Source organism: Rhizobium sp. 01T417 (genome assembly GCF_056398905.1).
The window spans coordinates 13,936-40,713 of sequence record NZ_JBFTQH010000010.1; the positions used below are offsets into that span (position 1 = coordinate 13,936).

The 26,778-nt window shown below is 61.1% G+C and carries 27 protein-coding genes; 18 read left to right on the top strand and 9 right to left on the bottom strand.

All coding sequences use genetic code 11. From position 1 onward, the window contains the following. Window positions 1-40: 40 nt before the first annotated feature. Window positions 41-589, top strand: coding sequence for a glutathione peroxidase (locus AC1DPR_RS12580; protein ID WP_477816428.1), 549 nt, complete (start codon window positions 41-43; stop codon window positions 587-589). A gap of 9 nt (window positions 590-598) precedes the next feature. Here the strand turns inward: AC1DPR_RS12580 and AC1DPR_RS12585 are convergent, their stop codons facing one another. Beyond that, complete coding sequence (locus AC1DPR_RS12585) at window positions 599-1,255, bottom strand: TetR/AcrR family transcriptional regulator (RefSeq protein ID WP_018856514.1); 657 nt, start codon at window positions 1,253-1,255, stop codon at window positions 599-601. A gap of 123 nt (window positions 1,256-1,378) precedes the next feature. Between AC1DPR_RS12585 and AC1DPR_RS12590 the strand changes: the two genes are divergently transcribed. Next, entirely contained in the window at window positions 1,379-2,578 is a 1,200-nt protein-coding gene (locus AC1DPR_RS12590; RefSeq protein WP_018856515.1) for an HlyD family secretion protein, read from the top strand. Between the two features lie 23 nt (window positions 2,579-2,601). Then, window positions 2,602-4,185, top strand: coding sequence for a DHA2 family efflux MFS transporter permease subunit (locus AC1DPR_RS12595; protein WP_018856516.1), 1,584 nt, complete (start codon window positions 2,602-2,604; stop codon window positions 4,183-4,185). A 57-nt stretch (window positions 4,186-4,242) separates the two neighbouring features. Here the strand turns inward: AC1DPR_RS12595 and AC1DPR_RS12600 are convergent, their stop codons facing one another. Then, window positions 4,243-5,070 carry a helix-turn-helix transcriptional regulator gene (locus AC1DPR_RS12600; protein ID WP_018856517.1) on the bottom strand — a complete coding sequence of 276 codons (828 nt, stop codon included), beginning with the start codon at window positions 5,068-5,070 and terminating at the stop codon, window positions 4,243-4,245. Between the two features lie 93 nt (window positions 5,071-5,163). Here AC1DPR_RS12600 and AC1DPR_RS12605 point away from each other — a divergent pair, with 93 nt between their 5' ends. Next, window positions 5,164-6,096 (top strand): phytanoyl-CoA dioxygenase family protein, encoded by a 933-nt coding sequence (locus tag AC1DPR_RS12605; protein ID WP_477816429.1) that lies wholly within the window; start codon window positions 5,164-5,166, stop codon window positions 6,094-6,096. Between the two features lie 31 nt (window positions 6,097-6,127). Here the strand turns inward: AC1DPR_RS12605 and AC1DPR_RS12610 are convergent, their stop codons facing one another. The 3 genes from AC1DPR_RS12610 to AC1DPR_RS12620 form a co-directional block, all read right to left on the bottom strand. Further along, complete coding sequence (locus tag AC1DPR_RS12610) at window positions 6,128-6,877, bottom strand: TerC family protein (RefSeq protein WP_113471958.1); 750 nt, start codon at window positions 6,875-6,877, stop codon at window positions 6,128-6,130. Between the two features lie 101 nt (window positions 6,878-6,978). Then, entirely contained in the window at window positions 6,979-7,818 is an 840-nt protein-coding gene (locus AC1DPR_RS12615; RefSeq protein ID WP_018856520.1) for an AraC family transcriptional regulator, read from the bottom strand. Between the two features lie 106 nt (window positions 7,819-7,924). Further along, entirely contained in the window at window positions 7,925-8,596 is a 672-nt protein-coding gene (locus AC1DPR_RS12620) for a TetR/AcrR family transcriptional regulator (protein WP_018856521.1), read from the bottom strand. Window positions 8,597-8,750: 154 nt separating this feature from the next. Between AC1DPR_RS12620 and AC1DPR_RS12625 the strand changes: the two genes are divergently transcribed. The 9 genes from AC1DPR_RS12625 (at window position 8,751) to AC1DPR_RS12665 (ending at window position 17,901) form a co-directional block, all read left to right on the top strand. Then, on the top strand, window positions 8,751-9,947 hold the full coding sequence (locus tag AC1DPR_RS12625) for an HlyD family secretion protein (RefSeq protein ID WP_113471957.1): 1,197 nt from the start codon (window positions 8,751-8,753) through the stop codon (window positions 9,945-9,947). A 19-nt stretch (window positions 9,948-9,966) separates the two neighbouring features. Further along, the gene (locus AC1DPR_RS12630) at window positions 9,967-11,559 is read left to right on the top strand and encodes a DHA2 family efflux MFS transporter permease subunit (RefSeq protein WP_018856523.1); all 1,593 of its coding nucleotides are present in this window, start codon (window positions 9,967-9,969) and stop codon (window positions 11,557-11,559) included. A gap of 147 nt (window positions 11,560-11,706) precedes the next feature. Beyond that, the gene (locus AC1DPR_RS12635) at window positions 11,707-12,732 is read left to right on the top strand and encodes a LacI family DNA-binding transcriptional regulator (RefSeq protein ID WP_018856524.1); all 1,026 of its coding nucleotides are present in this window, start codon (window positions 11,707-11,709) and stop codon (window positions 12,730-12,732) included. Window positions 12,733-12,750: 18 nt separating this feature from the next. Beyond that, window positions 12,751-14,205 carry a xylulokinase gene (gene xylB, locus AC1DPR_RS12640; protein WP_018856525.1) on the top strand — a complete coding sequence of 485 codons (1,455 nt, stop codon included), beginning with the start codon at window positions 12,751-12,753 and terminating at the stop codon, window positions 14,203-14,205. Between the two features lie 39 nt (window positions 14,206-14,244). Beyond that, on the top strand, window positions 14,245-15,555 hold the full coding sequence (gene xylA, locus AC1DPR_RS12645; protein WP_018856526.1) for a xylose isomerase: 1,311 nt from the start codon (window positions 14,245-14,247) through the stop codon (window positions 15,553-15,555). Between the two features lie 166 nt (window positions 15,556-15,721). Next, window positions 15,722-16,498, top strand: coding sequence for a phosphodiester glycosidase family protein (locus tag AC1DPR_RS12650; protein WP_026371711.1), 777 nt, complete (start codon window positions 15,722-15,724; stop codon window positions 16,496-16,498). Between the two features lie 109 nt (window positions 16,499-16,607). Then, window positions 16,608-17,000 carry an ester cyclase gene (locus tag AC1DPR_RS12655; protein WP_026371712.1) on the top strand — a complete coding sequence of 131 codons (393 nt, stop codon included), beginning with the start codon at window positions 16,608-16,610 and terminating at the stop codon, window positions 16,998-17,000. Between the two features lie 80 nt (window positions 17,001-17,080). Then, window positions 17,081-17,302 carry a hypothetical protein gene (locus tag AC1DPR_RS12660; RefSeq protein WP_477816430.1) on the top strand — a complete coding sequence of 74 codons (222 nt, stop codon included), beginning with the start codon at window positions 17,081-17,083 and terminating at the stop codon, window positions 17,300-17,302. Between the two features lie 128 nt (window positions 17,303-17,430). After that, on the top strand, window positions 17,431-17,901 hold the full coding sequence (locus AC1DPR_RS12665) for a cupin domain-containing protein (RefSeq protein ID WP_018856530.1): 471 nt from the start codon (window positions 17,431-17,433) through the stop codon (window positions 17,899-17,901). A gap of 133 nt (window positions 17,902-18,034) precedes the next feature. On the opposite strand, the gene AC1DPR_RS12670 is transcribed toward AC1DPR_RS12665, so the two are convergent. Next, complete coding sequence (locus tag AC1DPR_RS12670) at window positions 18,035-18,661, bottom strand: cysteine hydrolase family protein (protein WP_477816431.1); 627 nt, start codon at window positions 18,659-18,661, stop codon at window positions 18,035-18,037. A 33-nt stretch (window positions 18,662-18,694) separates the two neighbouring features. Then, window positions 18,695-19,219, bottom strand: coding sequence for a hypothetical protein (locus AC1DPR_RS12675; RefSeq protein WP_018856532.1), 525 nt, complete (start codon window positions 19,217-19,219; stop codon window positions 18,695-18,697). Here AC1DPR_RS12675 and AC1DPR_RS12680 point away from each other — a divergent pair. Both AC1DPR_RS12680 and AC1DPR_RS12685 read left to right on the top strand, forming a co-directional pair. Further along, window positions 19,208-19,420, top strand: coding sequence for a hypothetical protein (locus tag AC1DPR_RS12680; RefSeq protein WP_156828743.1), 213 nt, complete (start codon window positions 19,208-19,210; stop codon window positions 19,418-19,420). The genes AC1DPR_RS12675 and AC1DPR_RS12680 overlap by 12 nt on opposite strands. Before the next feature lie 22 nt (window positions 19,421-19,442). After that, window positions 19,443-19,940, top strand: coding sequence for a winged helix-turn-helix transcriptional regulator (locus AC1DPR_RS12685; protein WP_018856533.1), 498 nt, complete (start codon window positions 19,443-19,445; stop codon window positions 19,938-19,940). A gap of 45 nt (window positions 19,941-19,985) precedes the next feature. On the opposite strand, the gene AC1DPR_RS12690 is transcribed toward AC1DPR_RS12685, so the two are convergent. Continuing rightward, entirely contained in the window at window positions 19,986-21,017 is a 1,032-nt protein-coding gene (locus AC1DPR_RS12690; protein WP_018856534.1) for a LacI family DNA-binding transcriptional regulator, read from the bottom strand. 170 nt (window positions 21,018-21,187) lie between these two features. Between AC1DPR_RS12690 and AC1DPR_RS12695 the strand changes: the two genes are divergently transcribed. From AC1DPR_RS12695 to AC1DPR_RS12705, 3 genes are all read left to right on the top strand, one after another. Continuing rightward, window positions 21,188-22,711 (top strand): sugar ABC transporter ATP-binding protein, encoded by a 1,524-nt coding sequence (locus AC1DPR_RS12695; RefSeq protein ID WP_018856535.1) that lies wholly within the window; start codon window positions 21,188-21,190, stop codon window positions 22,709-22,711. 80 nt (window positions 22,712-22,791) lie between these two features. Beyond that, complete coding sequence (locus AC1DPR_RS12700) at window positions 22,792-23,796, top strand: ABC transporter permease (protein WP_026371713.1); 1,005 nt, start codon at window positions 22,792-22,794, stop codon at window positions 23,794-23,796. An 88-nt stretch (window positions 23,797-23,884) separates the two neighbouring features. Further along, a complete protein-coding gene (locus AC1DPR_RS12705; protein WP_016556996.1) occupies window positions 23,885-24,832 on the top strand; it encodes a substrate-binding domain-containing protein in 948 nt (315 codons plus the stop codon). Between the two features lie 64 nt (window positions 24,833-24,896). Here the strand turns inward: AC1DPR_RS12705 and AC1DPR_RS12710 are convergent, their stop codons facing one another. Continuing rightward, the gene (locus tag AC1DPR_RS12710; protein ID WP_477816432.1) at window positions 24,897-26,675 is read right to left on the bottom strand and encodes an adenylate/guanylate cyclase domain-containing protein; all 1,779 of its coding nucleotides are present in this window, start codon (window positions 26,673-26,675) and stop codon (window positions 24,897-24,899) included. Between the last annotated feature and the right edge of the window lie 103 nt (window positions 26,676-26,778).

Below are 26,778 nucleotides of genomic sequence, written 5' to 3' on the forward strand. Positions count from 1 at the left end.
GGGTATAGCTTCCGCGGCGGAATTCATGGTGGAGATAGCGATGACGGACCTTTTGAATATACCGGTGAAGCTGGCCGATGGTCGCGAGACAACGCTGAACGATCACCGCGGCCAGGTGATTTTGGTCGTCAATGTCGCCTCCAAATGCGGCCTCACCGTTCAATATGAAGGGCTTGAGAAGCTCTATGAGGACAAGCGAGAGCGCGGCTTCGTGATTGCCGCCTTTCCGGCAAACAATTTCAAGGGGCAGGAGCCGGGTACGGATGCCGAGATCGTCGAGTTCTGCACGCTGACCTATGACGTGAAGTTTCCGATCTTCTCGAAGATCTCCGTCAAGGGCGGGGACAAGCATCCGCTCTACCAGAACCTGACGGCGGCTGCCGGGACTGCCGTCGGCGAAGGTCCGATGCGGGAGCGGCTGCGCAGCAATGGCCTGGCGACCGACGATAAGAGTGAAATTCTCTGGAACTTCGAAAAGTTCCTGATCGGTCGCGATGGCAAGATCGTGGCGCGGTTTGCGCCTGACGTGATGGCAGATGACCAGCGACTGGTTTCGGCCATCGACAAGGAACTTTCAAAGACCGCCTAAGACCGGCTATTAAGCCGGAGCGACTGCTGCGCCGTTCAGAAACAGGTCGGCGCACATTTTCGCCCGGGCCGCGATCTCCTCAATCCCCGGCGCCGGCTGCTGGCGCAGCATGGCGGCGCGCTGGGGCTCCATGGCCATCATGCCGCGCAGCATGCCGCAGGCCGCATGCGGGTCTTCGAGAGCGATGACGCCGCGATCAACCTGCTTGCGCAGCCACCCCTCCATCAGCGCATTCGTTCGGACGATGGCTTTTTCGTAGAAGGAAGCGGAGATCTCGGGGAAGCGGTCGGACTCGCCGATCACAAGCCGCATCATCGTGATTGTGTCGTCCGAAAGCGTCAGCATGCCGTAAGCCATCAGCATCCGCTCCAGTCCCTGGCGAAGATCGGCCGCGGCAAGCGTAGTCGGGTCGAGAGCCAGCAAAAAGCGTCCAATGCGATCGGTGATCAGGTCGGAAAAGAGGTCGGCTTTCGTCGGAAACAGCCTGTAGAGCGTCTTCGTCGAGACGCCCGCTTCCTGCGCAATATCCGCGATGCACGCCGTTGCATATCCGTTCGCGTGAAACTGCTTGTTGGCAGCCTCGATGATGACGCTCCTGGTGTCCTCGTCGCACCGCGCCTGCGGTCTGCCGCGCGGCCTTCTCTCGATCTTGTGATTTTGGACCATCGGTATTTTCCAAATTCAAGTTGACATCCATTTTATAGAGCATATTTTGGAAAACGTCAATTTTCCATTTTGTGCATCAGAGGCTGCATCGCTTGCGACGGCGGCCATGATCCGGAGAAAACAATGACCGCCCAGAAGCTGCATGCTCTGAACAACAACGCCGATCCAACCGCCGTAGCGGTCGCAGAGGTGATCCCGGAAACGCTTGAAGCGAGCAAGCCGCCGCACGCGGAGGCGCCACGCGCTGCCGCTGACGTGCCGCAAGCCCGCAAACGAGCCGGCCGGTTGCTCCTGCTTGGCGCAGCCGCCCTCGCGATCGTGGCCGGGGGTGCCTACTACGGACACGATTACTGGACGGTCGGTCGCTTCCACGTGTCGACCGACGACGCCTATGTGAAGGCGGACAACAGTGCGATCGCGCCGAAGGTTTCCGGCTACATCGCCCGGGTACTCGTCAACGACAACGAGACCGTCAAGGCGGGTCAGCCGCTTGCGCGTATCGATGATCGCGACTTCCGAGCCGCGCTCGACCAGGCGAAGGCCGACGTTGCCGCCGCGGCGGCGACGCTGAATGCGAAGGAGGCGGCCCTCCAAATCCAGCAATCGACGATCGCCGCCGCCCGCGCCACGGTCGAGGTCGACAAGGCCAACGAGACGTTCGCCGAGCAGAACAACAAGCGCTATTCGAGCCTGGCCACCAACGGTTACGCCCCGGTCCAGACCGCGCAGCAGGCCGCCTCGCAGATCGCGGCAGCACAGGCGACCATCGTGCGCGACAGCGCCGCCCTCGATGCAGCCGTAAAGCAGGTCGATCTTCTGAATGCCGAGCTTGCCCAGGCAAAGGCTGCGCTCACCCGCAGCCAGGCGCTTGAGCGCCAGGCCGAACTCAATCTCTCCTATGCCACGATTGTGGCGCCGGTCGATGGCTCCGTTGGCAACCGTACACTGCGCGTTGGCCAGTACGTCCAGGCAGGCACGCAGCTGATGTCGGTCGTTCCCACCAGCGCGGCCTATATCGTTGCGAACTACAAGGAAACGCAGCTGACCGACGTGCATGCCGGCCAGCCTGTCGAGATCGAAGTCGATACGTTCCCGGGCCGCACTTATCACGGTCACGTCGACAGCATCGCACCGGCCAGCGGCCAGGAATTCGCGCTGCTGCCGCCGGACAACGCCACCGGCAACTTCACGAAGGTCGTCCAGCGTATCCCGGTCAAGATCGTGCTCGACGGCAATGGAGCGGCAGCCGGCGATCTTCGCCCCGGCATGTCGGTGCAGCCAAGCATCAACACCAAGGCCGCCGATGCGGCCGATGGGGCCTGACCGGAGAGGATGAGGGTGGTGCCATGTCTACCACAACTGCAACCGTTGCCCCCGTCTCCCAGCCGGGCGCCAGCGTAAAGGATTGGATTGCCGTACTTGCCGGGATGATCGGCGCGTTCATGGCAATCCTCAACATCCAGATCACCAACGCCTCGCTCCTCGATATCGAGGGCGGCATCGGCACCGGCGTTGACAACGGCGCCTGGATCTCGACGTCGTATCTGATCGGTGAGATCGTCGTCATTCCGCTGACGGCGTATTTCAGCAGCGTCTTTTCCTTCCGCCGCTACATTCTCGTCAATTCGGTTCTCTTCCCGATCTTTTCGATCGCCTGTGCCTTCGCCCACGATCTCGGCACGATGATCCTGCTGCGTGGCCTGCAGGGATTTGCCGGCGGTGTCCTCATCCCCATGGCGTTTACCATGGTGCTTACCAAGCTCCCCAAGTTTCAGCAGCCTCGCGGCCTCGCACTCTTTGCCCTGTCCGTCACCTTTGCCCCGGCCATTGGCCCGACGATCGGCGGTTATCTCACGGAGAACTACGGCTGGCAGACGATTTTCTTCATCAACGCGCTCCCGAGTGCCATCATGGCCGCTGCGCTTGCCCTGACGCTCGAGAAGCAGCCGATGCAGCTCCACCTGCTGAAGGAAGGTGACTGGGCCGGCATTGTTACCATGGCGATCGGCCTTTCCGCCCTGCAGACGGTGCTCGAGGAGGGAAACAAGGAGGACTGGTTCTCCTCGCCTTTCATCGTCAAGCTCAGCATCGTGGCGTTCGTCTTCCTCGCTGCCTTCATCTGGATCGAGCTGACGGTTCAAAAGCCCCTGGTGAAGCTCAGTCTCCTGAAGCAGCGCAACTTCGGCATTGGCGTTGCCGTCAATGTGCTCGTCGGCGTCGCGCTGTTCGGGACCGTCTACATCCTGCCGCAGTATCTGGGACAGGTGCAGCGTTACAATGCCGAGCAGATCGGCAATGTCCTGGCCTGGACCGGCCTGCCGCAGCTGCTGCTCATTCCCCTCGTTCCGCTGCTGATGAAGCGCTTCGACGCCCGCTATATCGGTTTCCTCGGCATTTCGATCTTCGCGATCAGCTGCTTCATGAACATCACGCTGTCAGCGAACAACGCCGGTGATCAGTTCTGGATTCCGAACATCGTGCGGGCGATCGGCCAGGCCCTGGTCCTGACCCCGATCACCGCAATCACGACCGCTGGTATTGCTGCGTCGGATGCGGCGGCTGCCTCGGGCCTGACGAACATGCTGCGCAACCTCGGCGGCGCGGTCGGCACGGCGTCGCTTGGCACGATCCTGACCGAGCGCGAGCAGTTCCATTCGAATATCATCGGGCAGTCTGTAACGCTGGCTCGCGATGAGGTTCGTGATCGCCTCGCCCAAACCACCAACTACTTCCTGGCACACGGCGTCTCCGATCCGGCAGTCGCCAGCCAGAAAGCCATCGTCGCCTTGGGTCAGATCGTCAGACGTCAGGCTCTGATCCTTGGCTTTAGCGACACCTTCGCTGTGATCGGCGTCGTGCTGGCCATTGCCGCCTTCGCCCTGTTGCTCACGCGCAAGGCGCAGCCCGGTGGCGGCGCCGGCGCCCACTGAACAGCGCAATTGAACCGAATCAATGCATGACTGCGGCCGGACTCGATCCGGCCACAGTCATGTTCTGCGGTAGTGACGGCGGAATTCGCTTGGCGAACAGTGTTCGCGATCCTGAAACAGCCGCGAAAAGTAGAAGGCATCGTCAATACCGACGGCATACGCAATCGCCTCGATCGACCGATCCGATGTCGTCAGCAGCTGCTTGGCCCGATCGATACGAAGGCGCAGCTGGAAAGCCTTCGGCGACAGGCCGAGGGCAGCCTGGAAATGCCGCCGCAGCGTTGCCGGCGACATGCCGAATTCTTGTGCCAGCGAATGCATGTCCACCGGCTCGAAAGCCCGGCGCTGCAAGGTCTCGATGATCAACTCGATCTCGACGTTCGCCCCGTTGTCGCCGCCGGCGTTCGCATGGCGCGCGGATTGGACGGCGATGCGGTGAAGCGTCGCTGCCGCCGAAGCGAGGCTGAGCGGATCGCCTGCGGCAAAGTCCGAATGAAGCGCGCCGAAGAGGTGCTGCATCTCACGCAGGTTCTGTAGACGCACCACCGGTTCTGTCGGCGAGATCAGGCGCTGGCGGATCAGGTCTGCGATCAGCGTCCCCTCGAAGAGAGCCCATCTCTCCTCCCAGCTCGTTCCGTTCGTCGGGCCATAGGAATGTAATGTGCCGGCCGGCAACCAGAAGAGCGACGGCCCGTTGATCTCTTGAAGGCCCGCCTTCGCTGTCTGCAGCGTGCCATCCCCGGCCTCGACAAGGACGACCGCGTGCATTGGCAGGCGGCGGTTGGTGATACGCGCTCCGATGCGCTGCCGGCCAAACCCCGTGACGGCGAGCGCCATGCCTTCGGAAGAGGGCCAACGATAGAGAGCGATCGGCGCTTCAGTCATGAGCGAAAAGTCCAGTCGCTCTTTCCGTCCATGGCAAGTTTATCTCCAGTGTCTCACATATGCAGCGTCCATTTCGCTTTGGGAGTGATCGAAATGTCAAGTCTTGCCCTGGATCAGCGGCCAGCTCAACCACCGGCGATCGACTTGGTCGCCAACGGGAAAGTCCTTTCGACCGCAGCGAACCGGTTGGGCGAACTCAAGCCGACGGATCCGTCGATCGGCGTGGAGGCGATCCGCAGGCTTTATCACGAAAACGGCTATGTCTGGTTGAAGCGCTTTCTCGATCCCCAAGTGGCCAATGCGTTTCGCGGCTGGGTTTTTTCGCATCTGGCGCGCGGCGGGCTCGTCGCGCCAGGCACCGATCCGATGCTCGGGCTATCCGCCGGCACGGGTTTGGACAAAGGCCAGGTGGATCGCATTTTGATGTCGCTCGTCCGCTCGGTCGCCTTCGAGGGTTTTTGCGCGCAGCCGCGGCTTGCGCAGTTCATGGATGAGTTTCTTTCCGGCATCTCCTACCTTTACAAACGCAAGATCATGCGCTTTACCCAACCCGGTACGACGACAGCGACGCCGGCGCATTACGATCTGGTCTATCTACGTGGCGGCACCAACCGGCTGGTGACGGCCTGGATTCCGATCGGCGACACCCCAGTCGACATGGGTGGTCTCGTGTACCTCGAGGGCTCGCATGCCATTGGTGTGCGCATGGAGGAGGAGTTTTCCAGAAAGAGCCTCGACCTGTCTGCGGAAGAAAAGATCAGTGCCTTCAACCGCAACATGACCGAGGGCGGCTGGGTATCGAAGGACCTGCCCGACATGGCAGAGCGCTTCGATACGCGCTGGCTGGTCGCCGACTACGAGGCCGGCGATGTCGTGTTGCACAGCCCTTACATGATCCACGCCTCGACCACGAACCAAAGCGCCTCGAACAGGATCAGACTGTCGACGGATATCCGCTATCAAAACGTCGATGACGAGATCGATGCCCGATGGGGCAACCACTGGACCCTGGGGGACATGCTCTAGGGCACGGCCTCATTGCCGTGCCCATGGCGACTCAGTGGCCGCCCTGCTTTTTCCGCTGACGGGCATTGCGGGCGAACATGTTGAGCACCTCCACCAGCGCCGAGAAGGCCATCGCGGCGTAGATGTAGCCCTTCGGCACATGGTAGCCCATGCCCTCTGCGAACAGCGTCATGCCGATCATCATCAGGAAGGCCAGCGCCAGCATGACGATGCTCGGGTTCCTCTCGATGAAGTTCGCGAGCGGCTTTGCCGCGACCAGCATGACGGTTACGGCCACAACGACGGCGACGACCATGATGGGGACGTGTGGGGTCATGCCGACGGCGGTGATGATACTGTCGACCGAGAAGACGATATCCAGCAGCAGGATCTGGCCGATCGCTGCGGTAACGCCTCTTGTTGCTGATGAAACAATGAAATCCTCGTTGTGATCGGCCGGATCGACGTTGTGATGGATTTCCTTCGTCGCCTTCCACAACAGGAACAGACCGCCGACAAGCAGAATGATGTCCTTCCAGGAGAAGCCGTGACCGAACAGTTCGAAGACCGGCGTCGTCAGCGTAACGATCCAGGCAACCATGCCGAGGAGGGCAAGTCGCAGCACGAGGGCAAGGCCGATGCCGACCTTGCGTGCTCTCTCGCGATGCTCAGGTGGCAGCTTGTTGGTGAGAATCGAGATGAAGATGAGGTTGTCGATCCCGAGGACCACTTCCATCACCACCAGAGTGATGAGGGCCACCCAGGCGGCCGGGTCCTGAACGAGCATCATAATGTCTTGCATCGGCGTTTATCCCCTTGCGCCACACAAATTGACGCTCGCAATGTACGGACGCGGCCTGCCTTGGCAAGCGCGCAAGGGGATATACGAAAGCAAGGCGCGTTTTATTCCTTTATGGGAATCCAGATTTCCGTCAGGCCCATGCCGGTATAGGGGTCGAAGCGGTCGTCGTAACGCTCGAACATGTCGGGCATGTTGCCGAACTCCATGCCTGCGTTCGGCATCCAGCTCCCGAAAATCTGGTGCATCGTAGCGGGAATGCCGGAGACGTGGCCGCGATGAGCAAAGACCGCATACCGCTGACCGGGTATCTTCAACGTGGCAAAGCCGTCCGGCAGGTCGCTGCTGTCGTCGACAGCCACGGCCGCCATGTAGCGGAATTTCTCTGTCTCTCCCTCGATGTGCGTGCAGACGCCATAGGCGACATTGCCGACCTGGCCGGGAATGCTGCCGAAATGAACATTGAATTTTTGCCAGAGCGAGGGAATCGCGGCATTGCCGCCATAGGGATATGTCTCCTGCAAGCCGGCAAATAGCATCGGCGGCAAGGTTTCAAATCGTGGCGGCTCGAGTTCGGGAAGGCGGGCGGGATCCATTCTGATCGGCTCCAGTAGTGCGAGGTTGCGCGTGTGCCCCTGCTTGCGGACGGCCTCAGGTGTCAGGCCGAACTGGTCGCGAAAGGCGCGAGTGAATGCCTCGTGCGAGCCATAACCCGCGTCGAGGGCAACCTCGAGAATGCTCTCCGGCTGATCGACGAGCGTCCGTGCCGCGCCGCTCAGACGGCGGGCGCGGATATAGCCGCTGATCGAATGCCCGGTGACGAGTCCGAAGACGCGCGAGAGGTGGTAGCGCGAAAGGCCGGCAACGTCCGAAATCTCTTCCAGAGTAATGTCGTTGCCGAAATGACTTTCGATGAACCAGATCGCACGTCCGACGGCGCTCATTTCTTCTCCCTGGCTGCATTCCCTTCATAGCGAAGGGCAGCAGGCCGCGTTTGATCCCTGTTGCGGGATTCTGGCGCGGACGGAGAAAGAAATCAAAGGTGTGGGTTCAGGATCGCTTCTTGGTGCCGTACGCGGCGGTGAAGACGCGGATGGCGCCGTTGACCACGCGATCCATCTCCTCGCGCGGAGGAGGGGCGTCCATGTCGCCGAACAGCCGCAGCTTGAAGAAGCTTCCGCCGCAGAGCTCCAGGAACTGGCGGGCGGCAAGCTCTATGTCGTCGATCTCGAAACGGCCGGCCTCGACCTGGCTCGTCAGGAAGTCCTTCAGCACCGTCCGGATGTTCTCGGGGCCGGTGAAAAAGCGCTGACAGAGATGCGGCATGCGGTCGCGGACGCCGATGACCGTACGCATCGCATTGATGACCTTATCCTCGGTCAGATGGCTGACAAAGGTCATCCCGAAGTCGTGCAGCGCAACGTCGGGATCATTGGATTCCTTGAGAGTATTGCGCACGCTGGCGACGAACGCCGCGCGCTCGCTCTCCATCATCGCGGTGAAGAGCTCTTCCTTGTTGGCGAAGTAGACGTAGAGCGTTCCTTTTGAAACTCCCGCCTCGCGCGTTACATCGTTCATGCTCGCGGCATCGAAGCCAAGTTTCATGAAAACGCGGCGGGCGCCGTCGAGAATTTGTTTGCGCTTGGCAGGGTCTTCGCCCGCGGCCCATCGGCCGCCTGTCGAGGGAAACTCATCCACGCGCGTATCGGAAAGCTCTGTCATAGCTCCTTAACCATATCCGCATCAGCGAACTTTTCGTTAATAAAATCGAACCGGGTGGTTCGATACAGCTTGATATGAATGGAAAAAGGTTCTATGTCAACTGAACCGAACCGTTCAGTTCGATTAAATTCACTCAATTTGCCGGTAGTCGCCCATGTCGTCCAGTCCAAAAGCCAATGTTGCCCGCATCGTCAGCGAACCTGCTGAAACCGAGGGCAAGGCTCAGGAAGCAGCAGTCCCCACCGCGGAAGCACCGCGCGCGCCGCAGGCTCCTGCCGACACGCAGGCCGTTCCCGCTGAGAAGAAGAAAAAGCGCAGTCTTGCCCTGCCAATCATCGGCCTTGCGCTGCTCGCAGGCGCCGCATGGTACGGCTACGATTGGTGGACGACGGGCCGTTTCCTGGTCTCGACCGACGACGCTTACATCGAAGGCGATATCGCGACGATCTCGCCGAAGGTTACCGGCTATGTCGCCAAGGTGAACGTCGTTGCCAACCAGAATGTCAAGGCCGGCGACGTTCTGGCCTCGCTGGACGACGGCGACTACAAGCTCGCCCTCGATCAGGCGGTGGCTTCTCTCGATACCGAAACGCTCTCGCTGCAGCGTATTGACGCGCAGATTGCCGGTGGTCAGGCAAGCCTCGACCAGGCCAAGGCCCAGAAGACGGCTTTGGAAGCCACCGTTCGCGGTGCGCAGATCACACAGACCCGCGCCGCGGAACTGCAATCCAAGTCTGTCGGTACGACCGCTAACCTCGACGCCGCGAACATTGCTCTCGACCAGGCAAAGGCAAACCTGATTGGCGGTGATGCGGCGATCGCATCCGCGGAAGCAAATGTAACGCTGCTGCAGGCGCAGCGCCGCGAGGCCGAAGGCACGATCCGCCAGCTCGAGCTTGCGCGCGACAAGGCTGCCCGCGATCTCTCCTTCACGGTCCTGAAAGCGCCCTATGATGGCGTCGTCGGCAATCGCTCGGTGCAGGAGGGCGATCTGGTGTCGCCCGGCCAGCGTCTGATGGCGCTCGTCCCGGTTCGTCAGCTCTTTATCGACGCGAACTTCAAGGAAACGCAGATCCAACATCTGGTGCCGGGCTCCAAGGTCAACGTGCATGTCGATGCTTATGGCGACCATCCGATCGTCGGCACGGTTGAATCGATTTCGCCGGCTTCCGGCTCCGTCTTCTCGCTGCTGCCCCCGGAAAACGCCACGGGCAACTTCACGAAGATCATTCAGCGCGTGCCGGTTCGTATCTCGCTGCCGCAGGATGCTCTCGACAGCGGTCGCCTGCGCGCAGGCCTGAGCGTGGTTGTTGATGTCGACACGCGCACGGCGCCGGATGCGACCAAGTAAATCCTGACGAGGTAGGCCGATGGCCGCGAGCGCAACAGTTGGAACCGTTCCGGCCACTCCAGCGGCCACGGATCATATGGATCCACGCAAGCTCATCGCGTTCTTCGCGATGGTGCTCGGCATGTTCATGTCGATCCTCGATATCCAGATCGTGTCGGCATCGCTTGCCGAAATCCAGGCTGGCCTCAGCGCTGGTTCGGACGAGATCGGCTGGGTGCAGACCTCCTATCTGATCGCCGAAGTCATCATGATTCCGCTGTCGGGCACGCTCGCGCGCATCGTCTCGACACGATACCTGTTTGCGGCTTCCGCTGCTGGCTTCACCATGGCGAGCGCGCTCTGTGCTACGGCGACGAACATCGACCAGATGATCGTCTACCGCGCCATCCAGGGCTTCATCGGCGGCGGCATGATTCCGTCGGTCTTTGCGGCAGCCTTCACGATCTTCCCGCCCTCCAAGCGCAGCATCGTCTCGCCGATCATCGGCCTGATCGCCACGCTTGCTCCGACCATCGGCCCGACGGTCGGCGGCTATCTCAGCCACGCCTTCTCGTGGCACTGGCTGTTCCTGGTCAACATTGTCCCGGGCATCATTGTGACGATCGTCACTTGGAATTTCATCGATTTCGATAAGCCGGAATTCGCGCTGATCAAGAAGTTCGATTGGTGGGGCCTGTTGTCGATGGGCGTCTTCCTCGGCGCGCTTGAGTATGTGTTGGAGGAAGGCAATTCCAACGACTGGTTCAACGACAGCTATATCTTCATGGGCGCGATCGCCTCTGCAATCGCTGCCGTTGTCTTCTTCTATCGGGCCTTCACCGTTGATTTCCCGGTCGTCGACCTGAGGGCCTTCACGAACCGAAACTTTGCCTTCGGCTCCGTGTTTTCCTTCGTCATGGGTATCGGCCTCTATGGCTTGACCTATATCTACCCCGTCTACCTCGGGCGCATTCGCGGCTATGACTCGCTGATGATCGGCGAAACGATGTTCGTATCGGGCCTCGCGATGTTCTTCACCGCGCCAATTGCCGGAAAGCTATCGACGAAGATGGATCTGCGGCTGATGATGGTGATCGGTTTCGCCAGCTTCGCGGCCGGTACCTACATCATGACGCATCTGACCCAGGACTGGGACTTCTACGAGCTCCTCATTCCGCAGATCTTCCGCGGCTTCGGGCTGATGATGTGCATGGTGCCGATCAACAATATCGCGCTCGGCACGATGCCGCCGGCCCGTATGCGCGGCGCGTCGGGCCTCTTCAACCTGACTCGTAACCTCGGCGGCGCCGTGGGGCTGGCGATCATCAACACCGTGCTGACGAACCGGCAGGATGTTCATTACGAGCGGCTGCGCGAGAATATCGATTGGGGAAATCCCGCCGCGATCGACCAGATGAACAACATGGCGGCGAACTTCGACGCCTACGGCATGGATGGCGCGGTTGTTGCCATCAAGCAGATGGTCGGGCTCGTGACGAAGCAGGCAATCGTCCTGTCCTTCAGTGATGTTTTCCTGATGCTGACCGTGCTGTTCCTGGCGATGATCCTGGGCGTCGCGATGCTGGACAAGCCTGCACCCCAAGGCGGAGGTGGTGGCGGCGGAGGCCACTGACCACTCTTGAAATCAGGGTTTAGGGCCGGCCTGGGACACCACGCCGGCCCTCATTTTTTGCATAAAGATTTGACGTGAACGGAAACGTTTGCAGTTTTTGATTTACGTACATCAAATTTGGAGCTAAAGGTCTCGTCAGGAGGAGAGATGAGACCAACAGTCCACGATATCGCTGCTGCGGCAGGCGTCAGCCTGGCAACCGTTGACCGGGTTTTGAACCAGCGGCCGGGCGTGCGTCACGTGACGCGCGAGAAGGTCGAGAACGCCATTCGCGAGATCGGCTATGTCAGGGACGTTGCCGCTGCCAATCTCGCCAAGGGCCGGACCTATCCGCTCGTGTTCATCCTTCCGACCAGCGACAATTCTTTCATGCATGGGCTGAATGACGAGGTGCAAGCCGCGATTGCGCGGTCGTCCGTGGAGCGAACGCAAATCCGCACCGTCGAGGTGCCGGCGTTCGATCCGGGCGCGCTCGTCGGGGTTCTGGACGAACTTGGAGAAGAGCGGCCTTCGGGGGTCGCGCTTGTCGCCACCGATGCGCCTGAGGTGCGCGACGCTGTCGATCGGCTGGTGAAGGACGGTATTCCCGTCGTGACGCTGGTTTCGGATCTCACCGGTTCGCAGCGGCATCACTATGCCGGTGTCGACAATATTGCCGCCGGACGCACAGCCGCACGGCTGCTGGGGCGTTTCTTGGGCGGCAGCAAGGGGGAGGTCGCGGTGCTCGCCGGCTCGATGCTGGTCCGCGACCATCGCGAACGCCTCGAGGGTTTTGCTGCCGTCATGGCCGCGGAGTTTCCATCGCTCTCCATCCTTCCCGTCATTGAGGGGCGCGACGATCCTGACATGGCGCATATGCTGGTGGCGGATGCGTTGTCGAAGAAAAGCGGCATCATCGGCGTCTACAGCCTCGGCGCCGGTAATCGCGGCCTGATCAAGGCACTGAAGGAAAAGGCGGTCGACCGGTCGCTGACGGTCGTCGCGCACGAATTGACGGCCCATACTCGCGCCGCGCTCCTTGATGGAACGATTGATGCAATTCTGAACCAGAATGCAGGCCATGAGGTGCGCAGCGCTATCCGCGTCCTCAAGGCGAAGGCGGACGGACTTTCCGTCATCGAGGCGCAGGAGCGCATCCGCCTCGACATATTTCTGAAAGATAATCTGCCGTAACGGCAAAGGGAGAAACACATGTATCTGGGTCTCGATCTCGGAACCTCCGGCGTCAAAGCCATGCTGATCGATGGCGATCAGAAGATCATAGGCTCGGCCAATGGTTCGCTCGACGTCTCGCGCCCGCATTCCGGATGGTCGGAGCAGGAGCCCTCGCACTGGATCCGCGCGACGGAAGAGGCTGTAGCCGGGTTAAAGGCAAAGCATCCGAAGGAACTCGCCGCCGTGAAGGGCATTGGCCTTTCCGGCCAGATGCACGGCGCAACCCTGCTCGATGCCGAGGATAAGGTGCTGCGCCCCTGCATTCTGTGGAACGATACGCGCTCTTATGTCGAGGCAGCCGCGCTGGATTCCGATCCGCGTTTCCGCAGGCTGACCGGCAACATCGTTTTCCCCGGCTTTACCGCGCCAAAGCTTGCCTGGGTCGCCAAGCATGAGCCGGAAATCTTCGCCAAGGTCGCCAAGGTGCTGCTGCCGAAGGACTATCTGCGCCTCTGGCTGACCGGCGAGCACATTTCGGAAATGTCGGACTCTGCCGGCACCTCGTGGCTCGACACCGGCAAGCGCAAGTGGTCATCAGAGCTTCTTGCGGTCACCGGCCTCGATGAAAAGCAGATGCCTCATCTGATCGAAGGCACGGAGCAGGGCGGCAAGCTGCGCGGCGAGCTGGCCAGCAAGTGGGGAATCTCCGGAAGTGTCGTCGTTGCCGGCGGCGCCGGCGATAATGCCGCTTCCGCCTGCGGCATGGGCACGGTCAGCGATGGCGCGGCCTTCGTGTCGCTTGGCACCTCGGGCGTTCTCTTCGCGGCCAATGCGGCCTATTTGCCGAAGCCGGAAAGCGCCGTGCATGCGTTCTGCCATGCTCTGCCGAATACCTGGCATCAGATGGGCGTCATCCTCTCGGCGACGGACGCGCTGAACTGGCACTCCAGCGTCACGGGACAGTCGGCGGCTGACCTGACCACTGAACTCGGTGAAACGCTGAAAGCGCCGTCGGGCGTCACCTTCCTTCCCTATCTCTCGGGCGAGCGCACGCCGCACAACGATGCCGTCATCCGCGGTGCGTTCATCGGCCTCGAGCATGAGAGCAGCCGCGTGGTGCTGACCCAGGCTGTTCTCGAAGGCGTGTCCTTCGCGATCCGCGACAATCTCGAAGCGCTGCGTTCTGCGGGCACGGATATTTCCCGCGTCACCGCGATCGGCGGCGGCTCGCGCTCGCGCTATTGGCTGGCCTCGATTGCTACGGCGCTCGGTGTGCCGGTCGACCTGCCGGCTGACGGTGACTTCGGCGCAGCGTTTGGCGCGGCCCGCCTCGGCCTGATCGCCGCGACTGGCGCAGATCCGGTTGCGGTCTGCACACCACCGAAGACGGCGGGCACGATCGAGCCCGTCGCGGCGCTCTCCGGCGCTTACGAAGATTCCTACAAGCGCTATCGCGCTCTCTATCCGGCGATCAAATCGCTGCAGCACTGAACCCAGAACAACAATCCCGAAACCCAAGGAGACATGGACATGAGCACCGGATTTTTCGGCGACATCCAGAAGATCAAATATGAAGGCCCGGACAGCAAGAACCCGCTGGCCTTCCGCCACTACAACAAGGACGAAGTCGTTCTCGGCAAGCGCCTGGAAGATCATCTGCGCTTCGCGGTCGCCTACTGGCACACCTTCGCCTGGCAGGGCGGCGATCCCTTCGGCGGCCAGACTTTCCTGCGCCCCTGGTTCGAAGATACGATGAAGGCCGCCAAGCTGAAGGCCGACGTTGCGTTCGAACTTTTCCAGTTGCTCGACGCGCCCTACTACTGCTTCCATGACGCCGACGTGCGCCCGGAAGGCAAGAACTTCGCCGAAAACACCAAGAACCTGAACGAGATCGTCGACTACTTCGCCGAAAAGCAGGCCGCATCAGGCGTCAAGCTGCTCTGGGGTACCGCGAACCTCTTCTCGAACCGCCGCTTCATGTCGGGTGCGGCCACCAACCCGGATCCGGAAGTCTTCGCCTACTCCGCCGCGACGGTTAAGACCTGCATGGACGCCACGGCCAAGCTCGGTGGCGAGAACTACGTTCTCTGGGGCGGCCGCGAAGGCTATGAGACCCTGCTCAACACCGACCTCAAAAAGGAACTCGACCATCTCGGCCGCTTCCTCAACCTCGTCGTCGAGTACAAGCACAAGATCGGCTACAAGGGCACGATCCTCATCGAGCCGAAGCCGCAGGAGCCGACCAAGCACCAGTACGACTACGACGTCGCGACGGTCTACGGCTTCCTCAAGAAGCACGGCCTCGAAAACGAAGTGAAGGTCAACATCGAACAGGGCCACGCGATCCTCGCCGGCCACTCCTTCGAGCACGAACTGGCACTCGCGAACGCGCTCGGCATCTTCGGCTCGATCGACATGAACCGCAACGACTACCAGTCGGGCTGGGATACCGACCAGTTCCCGAACAACGTTCCGGAAATGGCGCTCGCCTACTACTACGTCCTGCAGGGCGGCGGCTTCACCACCGGCGGCACCAACTTCGACGCCAAGCTTCGCCGCCAGTCGCTCGATCCGGAAGATCTGCTGATCGGCCATATCGGCGGCATGGATGCCTGCGCCCGCGGTCTCAAGGCTGCTGCCAAGATGATCGAGCACAAGGCTCTGTCCGGCCCGCTCGATGCCCGCTACGCCGGCTGGGATTCGGCCGAAGGCCAGAAGCTCGCCCGCGGCGAATACTCGCTCGAGCAGATCGCCGAGTGGGTCGAAGCCAAGGACATCAACCCGCAGCCGAAGTCCGGCAAGCAGGAACTGCTCGAAAACATCGTCAACCGTTACGTTTAATCGGCGGTTGATTGTGGAGGAGAGGGCCGGGAGCGAGAGCTTGCCGGCCCTTTTTCGTTGATGGGGACGGCGCGCGGTCGTCGCCTTGACGATTCAGGCGAGATAGGATGCCAAGGGTACACTGCGGGCGGCCGGATGGCGATCTGAAAAGAAGGGCATGGCTACGATGGCCTATCTCAGACAGGGCATGCTTGCCATAGCAGCGATGTTGGCAGCGGCGATATCTGCAGGGGCAGCTTCCCCCCAGCCCTGCGTGCAGGATACCTTCGGAGGGGAGGCCTATATCGTCTGCACCGTCGAGAAAGAAGAAGGCGATCTGCGCTTGTTCTGGAAGAACGCGGATGGAGAGCCTTATCGGGATTTCTCCAGCGTCGCCGAGGCCGTTCGCAACAAGGGACAGACCTTGGCGTTCGCGGTCAATGCCGGCATGTATCTGCCTGATTTTTCGCCGATCGGCCTCTATGTGGAAGACGGCCAGGAATTGCGGCCCGTCAACCGCACCGAGAGAGACGGCGCCGCCTCGGGTCCCGTGCCGAACTTCTATAAAAAGCCGAATGGCGTGTTCTTCATCGATGGCGCCGCCACCGGAATACTTCCGACGCAAGAATTTTTGAAACGCCGGTCGGAGGTCCGGTTCGCCACCCAGTCCGGTCCGATGCTGGTCATCGGCAACAAGCTGAACCCGATCTTTATCGTCGGATCGACGGACCGCACCCGTCGTGGCGGGGTCGGCATCTGCGCCGATGGCGCGGTGCGCTTCGCAGTCAGTGAAGACAGGGTGAATTTCCACGACTTCGCGCGCTTGTTCCGCGATCATTTGTCCTGCCCGAATGCGCTGTTTCTCGACGGTGGCCGCGGTGTCGGGCTCTACAGTCCGGCCCTTGGGCGCAACGACAAATCCTGGCATGGCGGGTTCGGCCCTATGTTCGGGCTGGTGGAGTGACGCAGGGGCTGCGTCGCGTTCGAAGCGGTCGGATCATCCCGATATGCGGTTGCCAAATCTCGGCGTCATCCTACTTGGCCTCGGGACCATAACACCCGGAGGCGATGCCGTGTCCAAAGCCGACCTTGCTGCCGTCTATCGAGACTACATCGCCTGTCTGAACCGCCAGAATTGGACGGCGCTCGACCAGTTCGTTCATCCCGATGTTCACTACAATGGAGCGCGAATCGGGCTGTCCGGCTATCGCCAGATGCTGGAGGGCGACTTTCTTGCGATTCCGGACCTACATTTCGACATCGATTTCCTGATTTCCGAGCCGCCCCGCGTGGGAAGCCGCCTGCGGTTTGATTGCACGCCGAAAGGGCTCCTGTTTGGCATGCCGGTGAACGGCAAGAGGGTCTCGTTCACTGAAAACGTGTTCTATGAGTTCCGGGACGGGCGGATCGAGGAGGTCTGGTCTGTCATCGACAAGGCGGCAATCGCATCGCAGCTGCAGCAATGACGCCGCCGCTTCAATCATTCGCGCTTGCGCAGCCAAGGCTCGAGAGCGTAGACCGCCTTGCTGCGAACGGGGGTTGATAAATGAGCGACAGTGAACGTGATTGGAGCGCCGCCCTCGTGCAGGCCGTCGCCGATAGTCCCAAGCGCGACAACAGCGCCTATCACGCGGCCATGGCCGAGGCACGCCAGGCGTTTGAAGCCGCCGAGGCTGCTCTGGGCGGGCCGGTGCAGGTCAAGACGAAAACCAAGATGAAGCGAAGCGGCGAATACGTCGTGAAATGGATGTTCAAGCGGGTGAAATGACCTGCCGGCGGTCGGTCGGACGACCGAGGAACGCTTGCCTAGAGATGGTCTGCGGACGTATTCTTGGCTTTCGCGAGCCTGCCCCAGCGCTCAGCCGAGGTTGAAGGCCCGGCGAGAGGGAGGATATCATGAAGATCGCATCGATATTCGCAGTCGGCTTGATTGGATTCTGCGGGGCTGCATCGCTCGCTCTGGCGGAGGATGCGCACACTATATTCGCTCCCGGTGATATCAAGTGGGTCGAGGCCCCCAAGGTGCTTCCGGCCGGAGCACAAGCGGCGGTCTTGTTCGGCAATCCCACCAAGAAAGGCTTGTTTGCGCTTCGGCTAAAGGTGCCGTCGGGATATGCGATCCCGCCGCATACACATCCTGGCTATGAAGTTGTGACGATCCTATCCGGGACTGCCAAATTTGGCATGGGCAAAACCGCTGATCGGAGTGCCACGAAGGCACTGGCTGCGGGTAGTTTCTTTGCCCTGCCGCCGGGCACGGCGCATTTCGTCTACTTCGACGATGAGACCGTACTCCAAATCAACACGAACGGCCCTTGGGGCATCAAGTACGTCAACCCGGCGGATGATCCCCAGAAGTCGCAATAGCCAGTTGCCGGGTGAATGCCAATTGCTCCCGCCGCCAAGCGCGGCGGGACGTCCCGGCCGGTGTCGGATGGCGGCGTCACGTTGCCTCTTGGCGCGGACGGTGGGAGAACCGGCGCGCCTTCCAATGCAGTCGTTACGCCGTGGGCAAGGCCGCAATCACTTCGTCGGTCGTCAGGATCGCATGTGCGAAGGTCGGCGCGCTGAGCTCGTGTGCGGCGTGCATCAATTCATGCGAGAAGGCGGCCGTCGCATCGCGCACGAGAGTCACGTGATAGCCAAGCTCCATGGCGTAGCGGGCGGTCGTATCGATGCAGGTATTGGCCAGCAGTCCGACCACGATCACGTGGGTGATGCCCTTCTGCTTCAGTCGGAAATCCAGGTCGGTGTTGGCGAAGCCGCTTTGCCCCCAATGTTCCTTGGCGACGATGTCGCCAGGTTTCGGCGCAAAATCCGGGTGCCATTCGCCACCCCATTCGCCGCGCGCGAACTGGTGTTGGTGCATGATCCGTTGTTGGGTGGGGTTGGGATGATCCCAATCCTCATAATCACCCGGCTCCCACCGCCGGTGCGGGGCGATGGCCACCTGAATGCCCGCCGCGCGTATGGCGCCATCCAGCCGGCGGAGGTTATCGAGAAGCGCGACCTCATCGGCGATCGGCTTGAGGCGCGGATAAACCTTCCCGCCCTCGGACAGGAAGTCGTTGAAGGGATCGACGAAGAGCAAGGCGGTCGTTTGCTTGCTGTAATTCGGCTTTGACATGACTGTCTCCAATAAGCTGAGGTGTTTCGGGACTTAGTTGCGAAGTGCGGCACGCTCGATGCTGGCCGCAAAGAGTGGCGTTTCGCCCTTGTTGTGCGCAATCGACATCGGCTGACGCTGTGCGCGAAAGACGTCGAAAGGAATGCCCTGCCTATCGAGAAAGGCCTTGAATTCTTCCGTTGCTCTGGACCGAACGTGGTTCGTGAATTCGCAGGTCTGATCGTCGATTCGTTTGACGCTGAGTTCCCAAAGCACATGGATCGTCGTGCGGCCTGTCGGCGTGACTATATCCGAAACGGATTCCAGGATCAGGTGATCCTTTTCACCCAGGGTCTCGACATAGTGCTGAACCATCAGGCTGCCGCCGATCGTCTCGACATTGATCGACATGCGCCTACCGTCGGGGGCCGTCGTAAAGCCGGCGGCGATGTGTGCCGGAGAGCAGCGTTGGTACTCGTCTTCGGGGAGCGTGAAGCACCATTTCGGAATGTCGACCTTCTCGATCGGTGCGTTGATGACGGCGGTAAAGCTTGAATCGACGATTTCATGATCACTCATGACGGGTTCCTTTCGCTGCTGGATGAGCTTGATTTCGGCGCGACGTCGCCACGCAACTCCTTTGAGTGGGCAGTGCTATGCGCCTGCATTGCCGATGCTCCTGCTTGGGCCATGTCGCTCCTTTCAGCGCGGGCCAGATGGCCGGTTGCGCTTGCTTTAATGACTCCTTATATTAACTATGAAAATCATATCTACAAGTAACTATGAAAAAGAAAGTTACGCTATGGAGAAAGATTCTGCACCAGACACGCTGTGCCCGGTTGCTCGCTCGGAGGCGGTTGTCGGGGATCGTTGGACCGTGCTTGTTCTGCGCGAGCTGTTCATGCGCAGTCACCGGTTCGAAGAAATTCAGGCGCAAACTGGCGGGACCCCGCAGATGATCGCAACGCGCCTGAAGTCATTGGAAGCCGAAGGCATTGTGGAGCGCCGTCGCTACAGCGAGCGGCCGCCGCGCTACGAGTATCACCTGACGGAAAAGGGCGAAGCATTCTACCCGGTGATACTGGCGCTGCGCGCCTGGGGCGAGACCTGGCTGAAGTCGGGTGACGAAGGCCGCGCCGTGCAATACACGCACCTTTGCTGCGGCAAGCCGGCGGGGCTTGGGCCGACATGCGAATCGTGCGGCCAGCCGATAAGACGGGAAGATTTGAGTACTGAGCTCAATCCGGCCTATCAGCGCGAACGGGACGCGCGATGGGAGGCATTCAAGGGCAGTCGATGATCAATGTTTGATTGTATCGACGGTGCGGACGCTACGCCGTTCGCTTTAGCGTTTCGTCCAGCGACGCGATGGTGCGCCAACGGAGTTGCGTACCACTAGGTCCGGGCGCAGCAGGATTTCGGTTTCCGCCGGTTGGCCGTCGGACAGGAATTCCAGAAGAAGCGCCATGGCCTGCTTTCCGATCAAGGTTCGCGGCTGGCGGATGGTGGTCAGCGGCGGCGACATGAACACGGCCTGCGGCACGTCATCGAAGCCGGTCACGGAGAAGTCTTTCGGAATGTCGTAACCGCGGGCATTCAGTCCGATCATCACGCCGATCGCCGTCTGGTCGTTGACGCACATGAAGGCGGTCGGCAGCGTGTCGCGCATGAAGAGCTGCTCGACGGCATGGCGGCCGCTCTCTAGCGTTCCATCGCCTTCGAGCACGATGCGCATATCTGGCGCAACGCCCGCCGCATCGAGCCCCGCGTCGTAGCCCTGACGCCGGCGGCTATAGGCAAGGCGTGTGCGCGAATCGCCGATGAAGGCGATCTTGCGATGGCCCTCTGCCAGCAGCAGATCGACGGCCTTTCTGGCGCCTTCCACATCATCCACGCCGACATAAGGAATGCCGCCGTTGAAAACCGGCTCGAAGACCCCGACGCTGGGCGGCAGGCGGGCGGTCATCGTCTGGTGGCCGAAGGGCAGGATGCCGGTGAAGAGGATCAGCCCGGCGGCCTGGTTGGAATTCAGGAACTTCAGATATTCGAGGCCGCGCTGCGCATCGTTCTGCGTGTGACCGATCAGGATGCCGTAGCCGTGGGCGCGCGCCTCGTTCTCGAGGCCGACCAGAATGTTGGAGAAGTTTGGGTCGCCGATGTCAGGAGCAACCACGAGAATCATATTCGACCGACCGAGCCGCAGGCTGCGCGCCATGGCATTGGTCGTGTAACCGGTGATGGCGATTGCCTGGTTGACCTTCAGGCGCGTGGAGTTGGCGACCTTCTCCGGCGTGTGGATCGCCCGCGATACCGTCGCGATCGAAACCTCGGCGATCCGAGCGACGTCTTCTATGGTTGCGGGCGTGGAATTCGACACTGCGTCCTGCCTTGGGATGCCTTCGCCGCGACACTACACAGACTTGCCGGGAGGTCAAACGCGCCGACCTGCAGATCTGTGTGTAACAATGATGTAAACCTTTACATACGTCGTGTAAAGGTTTACATATGGCTTCAAGCGGATGGGAGCCGCAGGGAGGAAATCAGTCAATGAGTGTGGATTCTGCCGACACCGCGCCCGTGGTGTTGTCCGCGCGGCGCATCTGCAAGTCGTTCAGCGGCGTGCAAGTCCTCTTCAGTGTCAATTTCGATCTGCGTGCCGGTGAGATCCATGCTCTCATGGGTGAAAACGGCGCGGGCAAATCGACCTTGGTCAAGGTCATGTCCGGTTTCGAGCAGCCGAGTTCGGGCGAGATCCTGCTCGACGGCCAGCCGGTCGTCTTGCCGGCCAACGGCGCGGCCGAAGCGCTCGGCATCGTTCTCATCCACCAGGAATTCAATCTTGCCGAACATCTGACGGTGACCGAGAGCCTTTTCCTTGGCCGCGAAGTCACGCGGTTCGGCGTGCTTGACCGCAAACACATGCGCGCCGAGACCCGCAAGGCACTCGATCTGCTCGGTTCGCATGTCGACGAGAATGCCATCATCGGCACATTGTCGATCGCCGACAAGCAGATGGTGGAAATCGCCAAGGCAATCAGTCGCGATGCCCGCGTCGTCATCATGGATGAACCGACAGCCGTGCTTTCGCGCGAAGAGACGAACTTCCTGTTCCGGCAGGTGCGCAAGCTGCGTGACAAGGGAACAAGCTTTATCTTCGTATCGCATAAGCTCGACGAGGTGATGGAAATCACCGACCGGGTGACCGTGCTGCGCGATGGCCAGTGGGTCAAGACTGCGCCGACGGCGATGCTCGACGGCGAATCCATCGCGCAGCTGATGGTCGGGCGCGAGCTTTCAAGTCTCTATCCGACCAAGGTCGAGCCCAATGTCGACGAGGAAATCGTCCTTCGGGTCGAAAGTGTCTCGACGGGTTATGTTCAGGATGCCAGCTTCGAGGTCCGCAAGGGTGAGATCATCGGCTTCTCAGGCATGATTGGCTCCGGTCGCACGGAGCTGATGGAGGCGGTCGCCGGGCTTCGGAACCGTGCCGCGGGCGAGGTCCACATTGGCGGTGAATCGATTCCGTCAGGCGATGTACATGCCGCCAATCGCGCCGGCCTTGCCTACATGACGAAGGATCGGAAGTCGAAGGGCCTGCTTCTGCGCTCCGGCATGATGACCAATCTGACGCTGCAATCGCTCGGCCAGCATTCGCGACACGGCTATCTCAGCCCGAGCAGCGAGGCGCAGGCGCTCGCCAAGGCAAGGCGGCGCTTTGATATCCGGGTTCGCGACACCAACATCGTTGCCGGGCGTATGTCGGGCGGCAACCAGCAGAAGCTGCTGCTTGCTAAGGTCATGGAGACCGAGCCCGAGATCATCATCATCGACGAGCCGACGCGGGGCATCGACGTCGGCACCAAGCAGCAGATCTATCATTTCATCTCCGCGCTGGCGCGCGACGGTCGATCCATCATTGTCGTCTCCTCGGAGATGCCGGAGGTGATCGGCCTTTGCACGCGCGTCGCCGTGATGCGCGAGGGACGGATCGTCGGTGTGCTCGAGGGCGACGAGATCTCCGAGCAGGAGATCATGCGCTACGCCGCCGGATTGAAGAAGAAAGCCGCCTGACGGTGGCGGGGAGGCGCTGCGCTCGGCGCGCCGTAAAGGTATGATGCCCATCGAATTGAGGGCGGGAGGTTGGTTTGGAGATGAGTGTGAACGAGGAGACCAGGGAAATCAGCCGTCGCCCCTGGCGGGATATCGATCTCAGGGCGGTCGCGCCCTTTGCAGCCCTGATACTGCTCTTGATCGTCGGCGCGCTGGTCAATCCGAACTTTATCGGCATCACCAACCTCGCCAACGTCGCGACGCGCTGCGCCTTTATCGCAATTATCGCTGTCGGCGCCACATTCGTGATTTCCGCAGGCGATCTTGATCTGTCCGTCGGCTCGATGGTGGCCTTTGTCGCCAGCCTGATGATCCTTTTGATGAATTCCGGCGTGATTGCCGACCCGACACTGATGCTGGCGGCCGCGGTCGTGTTTACGCTCGTCGCCGGTGCGCTCTGCGGACTGGCCAATGGTCTGATCACCACGGTCGGCAGGATCGAGCCGTTCATCGCCACGCTCGGCACCATGGGCATCTATCGCGGCCTGACGACATGGCTTAGCCAAGGCGGCGCGATCACGCTGCGCTCGGCCGACATCCAGACGCTTTACCGTCCGGCTTATTTCGGCAACATTTTCGGCGTGCCGGTTCCGATCGTCGTGATCCTGGTAGTTACCGCCGTTGCGGCCTTCATTCTCTACCGCACGCGCTATGGTCGCCATGTCGTTGCTGTCGGTTCCAATAGTGATGTCGCGCGCTACTCCGGCATTGCGGTCAATCGCGTGCGCACGATCGCCTTTGTCATCCAGGGGCTCTGCGTTGCCATCGCGGTGCTGCTTTATGTGCCGCGCCTCGGCTCGACCTCGGCAACAACCGGCATTCTCTGGGAACTGCAGGCGATCACCGCCGTAGTCGTCGGCGGCACGGCGCTCAAGGGCGGCGCTGGCCGCGTCTGGGGGACCATCTGCGGTGCCTTCATTCTCGAACTCGTCGGTAACATCATGCTGCTGTCGAACTTCATCAGCGAATATCTCATCGGTGCGATCCAGGGTGCGATCATCATCATCGCCATGCTTGTGCAGCGCTCGCTGGTCCGCAAATCGTAAGCGGACTGGTTCCAGGAATTGGCCGGGATCACAGGGCGTCCGGTTGACGGGTAGGAAAAGTCCCTGACGTTTATTGGGAGGAAATAGAATGCGCAAACTCATGTTGGGTCTTGCGGTTGCGGCCGTCACGCTGGCGGGTACCGCATACGCACAGGACAAGAAGTTCACCATCGGCGTCTCGATTCCGGCAGCCGACCATGGTTGGACCTCGGGCGTCGTGTTCCACGCCGAACGCATCGCCAAGAAACTGATGGAACAGCATCCGGGCCTGAACGTCATCGTCAAGACTTCGCCGGATGCCGCCAGCCAGGCGAACGCTGTGCAGGACCTTGATACACAGGGCATCGACGCCCTCGTCATCCTGCCGTCGGATCCGGATCCGCTCGTCAACGCCATCAAGGAAGTCAAAGGTAAGGGCAAGTACGTCGCGCTCGTCGACCGTGCGCCCTCGACCAACGATGACACCGTCCGTGACCTTTATGTCGCTGGCAACAACCCGGCGCTCGGTGAAGTCGCTGGCAAGTACATCGCTGCGCAGACGCCGGACGCCGAAGTCGTCGTCATTCGCGGCCTGCCTATCCCGATCGATCAGCAGCGCCAGGACGGCTTCGACAAGGGCATTGCCGGCTCCAAGGTCAAGGTTCTCGACCGCCAGTACGGTAACTGGAACCGCGACGATGCCTTCAAGGTCATGCAGGACTATCTGACGAAGTACCCGAAGATCGACGTGGTCTGGTGCCAGGACGACGACATGGCTGTCGGCGTGCTGCAGGCGATCGAGCAGGCCAAGCGTACCGACATCAAGTATGTTGTCGCCGGCGCCGGCTCCAAGGACATGGTCAAGAAGGTCATGGACGGCGACAAGCTGATCCCGGTCGACGTTCTTTATCCGCCGGCAATGGTTGGCACGGCCATGGAGCTGACGGCTGCTGGTCTCTACGGCCAGGTTCCGGTTCGCGGCACCTTCGTCCTCGACGCGACGCTTGTCACGAAGGACAATGCGAAGGACTTCTACTTCCCGGATTCTCCGTTCTGATCCGAAGAATCTAATGCGGCGCCCGTTCGACAGGACGGGCGCCTTTCTTTGACAGTGTCGCTTGCTAGTCCGGCAGGCCGGCCTTGGCGAGGTCCGTGATGCAGCTGTCGATGAAGGCTTCGGTCATGACGGGATTATCGCCGAAATAGAACTCTCGGCGGGCGTCAGTGCAGGTCATCCCCGGCCGGAAGCGATGAAGCCTCGCAACTGCTTCTCGCGCCTCGTCGGTTTCGCCACCCACCCTTCCGAGGGCGGCAGCCAGAAAGATCGCTGGCCAGAAGGTGGCGTTCGGCGAGCGGAGCGATGCGCGCGCTGCCTTGGCCGCTTCCGCCATGTTGCCCAATTGATAGTTTGCGATGGCGAGAACGTTATGGAAGGTCCACAGATGCGGGTCGCGAGGACTGAGCCGAAACGCTTCCTTGATCTCCTCTATGCCTTCCGCAGGGCGTTCGACGTAGCAGAGGACCTGACCGAGCGCGAAGTGAGCCTGCGCAAAGCTCTGGTCCAGCTGCAAGGCGTTGCGCAGATGCACAAGCCCGGCCTCCGTCGCGCCATCAAGCGCCAGCGCCCTTCCCAGGGCGAGGTGCGCCGCGGGTTCTCTCTGGTCGGATATGATCGCGCGTTCGGCAAGCTCGATCGCATCGCAGATCCGCTCCGCGCGTTCATTGAGGGGGCCATACCAGCCGAGCTGAATGTGAACATAAGCCAGTCGCGCCTGCGCCTGCGCGAACGTCGGGTCAATACTGATTGCCTGCTCGAAGAGCGCCTTGGCGGTCTTCAATTCATCAAGCGTGAACCGATAGAGATGCCAGAGGCCCTTCAGGTAGATTTCCCAGGCATCCATGTCGAACACCGTGCGGCCACGAAGGGCGGCGAATTCGATGGAGCCCAGTTCCGGCTCGATCGTGCCGGTGATTTCCGAGGCAAGCTGGTCCTGAACCTCGAAGATGTCGGCCAGCGTCCGGTCGTAGCGTTCCGCCCAGAGCAGCGTGCCATCCGTGCCGTTCAGCAATTGCGCGGTGACGCGAACGCGATCTGCCGCGCGGCGCACGCTGCCTTCCAGCACGTACTTGACGCCAAGGTCCTCCGCTACCTGTTGCGCATTGGCCTGCCGGCCCTTGTAGCTGAACGACGAGTTACGGGCTGCGACCAGCAGCCAGCGACAGCGCGCCAACGTGGCGATCAGCTCGTCCGTGAAGCCATCCGAGAAATGTTCCTGGCCCTCGATGCTCGACATGTTGCTGAAGGGCAGCACCGCGATGGAGGGCCGATTGCGGACGGGGCCTGTGACCGGATCCTTCGGCGCGGCAGGCGAGGGAGGCGGTTCGCTTTCCGCCGTCCACCGCCAGACACGGATCGGTCGCTCGATGTTCTTGAGCTTGCGGTTGCCGAAATCAATCGCCCTGAAGTCAAGCTTCGACCGGATCTGGTCATTGACCTGCTGGGAGACGCAGATGCCGCCTGGAGGCGCCAGCGCCTGCAGGCTTGCGGCGACATTCACGCCGTCGCCGAAGATGTCCTCGTCTTCGACCAGCACATCATCAACGTGGATGCCGATGCGCCACAACATGCGCCGATCCGGCTCGACGGCCTCATTCAGCGCAAGCAATGCTCTCTGGATGTCCATGGCACAGCCGACGGCATCGACGACGCTCGCAAATTCAGCCAACGTGCCGTCGCCGACGAATTTGACCACGCGCCCATGATGTCTGCCGATGCTGGGGACAATGACTTCGCTGTTGTGCGCTTTCAGCATTGCGAAAGTGCCGCTTTCGTCAAGGCCCATCAGCCGGGAAAAGCCGACTACATCAGCATCCAAGATTGCTGCCAGACGCCGCGTCATGCGCCACCCTCCTGGTTTCAAGACAGTAACACGGCACTGCGCGATGTCCACCGCAGTAAGAAGCGATGGGTTCGCCGGCCGGCGTCCCCATCGTGACGGTGTG

Excerpts from the sequence above, each read along its gene's own strand:
- AC1DPR_RS12580 (WP_477816428.1), top strand. The coding sequence starts at position 41 with ATGACGGACCTTTTGAATATACCGGTGAAGCTGGCCGATGGTCGCGAG.
- AC1DPR_RS12585 (WP_018856514.1), bottom strand. The coding sequence starts at position 1,255 with ATGGTCCAAAATCACAAGATCGAGAGAAGGCCGCGCGGCAGACCGCAG.
- AC1DPR_RS12590 (WP_018856515.1), top strand. The coding sequence starts at position 1,379 with ATGACCGCCCAGAAGCTGCATGCTCTGAACAACAACGCCGATCCAACC.
- AC1DPR_RS12595 (WP_018856516.1), top strand. The coding sequence starts at position 2,602 with ATGTCTACCACAACTGCAACCGTTGCCCCCGTCTCCCAGCCGGGCGCC.
- AC1DPR_RS12600 (WP_018856517.1), bottom strand. The coding sequence starts at position 5,070 with ATGACTGAAGCGCCGATCGCTCTCTATCGTTGGCCCTCTTCCGAAGGC.
- AC1DPR_RS12605 (WP_477816429.1), top strand. The coding sequence starts at position 5,164 with ATGTCAAGTCTTGCCCTGGATCAGCGGCCAGCTCAACCACCGGCGATC.
- AC1DPR_RS12610 (WP_113471958.1), bottom strand. The coding sequence starts at position 6,877 with ATGCAAGACATTATGATGCTCGTTCAGGACCCGGCCGCCTGGGTGGCC.
- AC1DPR_RS12615 (WP_018856520.1), bottom strand. The coding sequence starts at position 7,818 with ATGAGCGCCGTCGGACGTGCGATCTGGTTCATCGAAAGTCATTTCGGC.
- AC1DPR_RS12620 (WP_018856521.1), bottom strand. The coding sequence starts at position 8,596 with ATGACAGAGCTTTCCGATACGCGCGTGGATGAGTTTCCCTCGACAGGC.
- AC1DPR_RS12625 (WP_113471957.1), top strand. The coding sequence starts at position 8,751 with ATGTCGTCCAGTCCAAAAGCCAATGTTGCCCGCATCGTCAGCGAACCT.
- AC1DPR_RS12630 (WP_018856523.1), top strand. The coding sequence starts at position 9,967 with ATGGCCGCGAGCGCAACAGTTGGAACCGTTCCGGCCACTCCAGCGGCC.
- AC1DPR_RS12635 (WP_018856524.1), top strand. The coding sequence starts at position 11,707 with ATGAGACCAACAGTCCACGATATCGCTGCTGCGGCAGGCGTCAGCCTG.
- xylB (WP_018856525.1), top strand. The coding sequence starts at position 12,751 with ATGTATCTGGGTCTCGATCTCGGAACCTCCGGCGTCAAAGCCATGCTG.
- xylA (WP_018856526.1), top strand. The coding sequence starts at position 14,245 with ATGAGCACCGGATTTTTCGGCGACATCCAGAAGATCAAATATGAAGGC.
- AC1DPR_RS12650 (WP_026371711.1), top strand. The coding sequence starts at position 15,722 with ATGGCCTATCTCAGACAGGGCATGCTTGCCATAGCAGCGATGTTGGCA.
- AC1DPR_RS12660 (WP_477816430.1), top strand. The coding sequence starts at position 17,081 with ATGAGCGACAGTGAACGTGATTGGAGCGCCGCCCTCGTGCAGGCCGTC.
- AC1DPR_RS12665 (WP_018856530.1), top strand. The coding sequence starts at position 17,431 with ATGAAGATCGCATCGATATTCGCAGTCGGCTTGATTGGATTCTGCGGG.
- AC1DPR_RS12670 (WP_477816431.1), bottom strand. The coding sequence starts at position 18,661 with ATGTCAAAGCCGAATTACAGCAAGCAAACGACCGCCTTGCTCTTCGTC.
- AC1DPR_RS12680 (WP_156828743.1), top strand. The coding sequence starts at position 19,208 with ATGATCACTCATGACGGGTTCCTTTCGCTGCTGGATGAGCTTGATTTC.
- AC1DPR_RS12675 (WP_018856532.1), bottom strand. The coding sequence starts at position 19,219 with ATGAGTGATCATGAAATCGTCGATTCAAGCTTTACCGCCGTCATCAAC.
- AC1DPR_RS12685 (WP_018856533.1), top strand. The coding sequence starts at position 19,443 with ATGGAGAAAGATTCTGCACCAGACACGCTGTGCCCGGTTGCTCGCTCG.
- AC1DPR_RS12695 (WP_018856535.1), top strand. The coding sequence starts at position 21,188 with ATGAGTGTGGATTCTGCCGACACCGCGCCCGTGGTGTTGTCCGCGCGG.
- AC1DPR_RS12700 (WP_026371713.1), top strand. The coding sequence starts at position 22,792 with ATGAGTGTGAACGAGGAGACCAGGGAAATCAGCCGTCGCCCCTGGCGG.
- AC1DPR_RS12705 (WP_016556996.1), top strand. The coding sequence starts at position 23,885 with ATGCGCAAACTCATGTTGGGTCTTGCGGTTGCGGCCGTCACGCTGGCG.
- AC1DPR_RS12710 (WP_477816432.1), bottom strand. The coding sequence starts at position 26,675 with ATGACGCGGCGTCTGGCAGCAATCTTGGATGCTGATGTAGTCGGCTTT.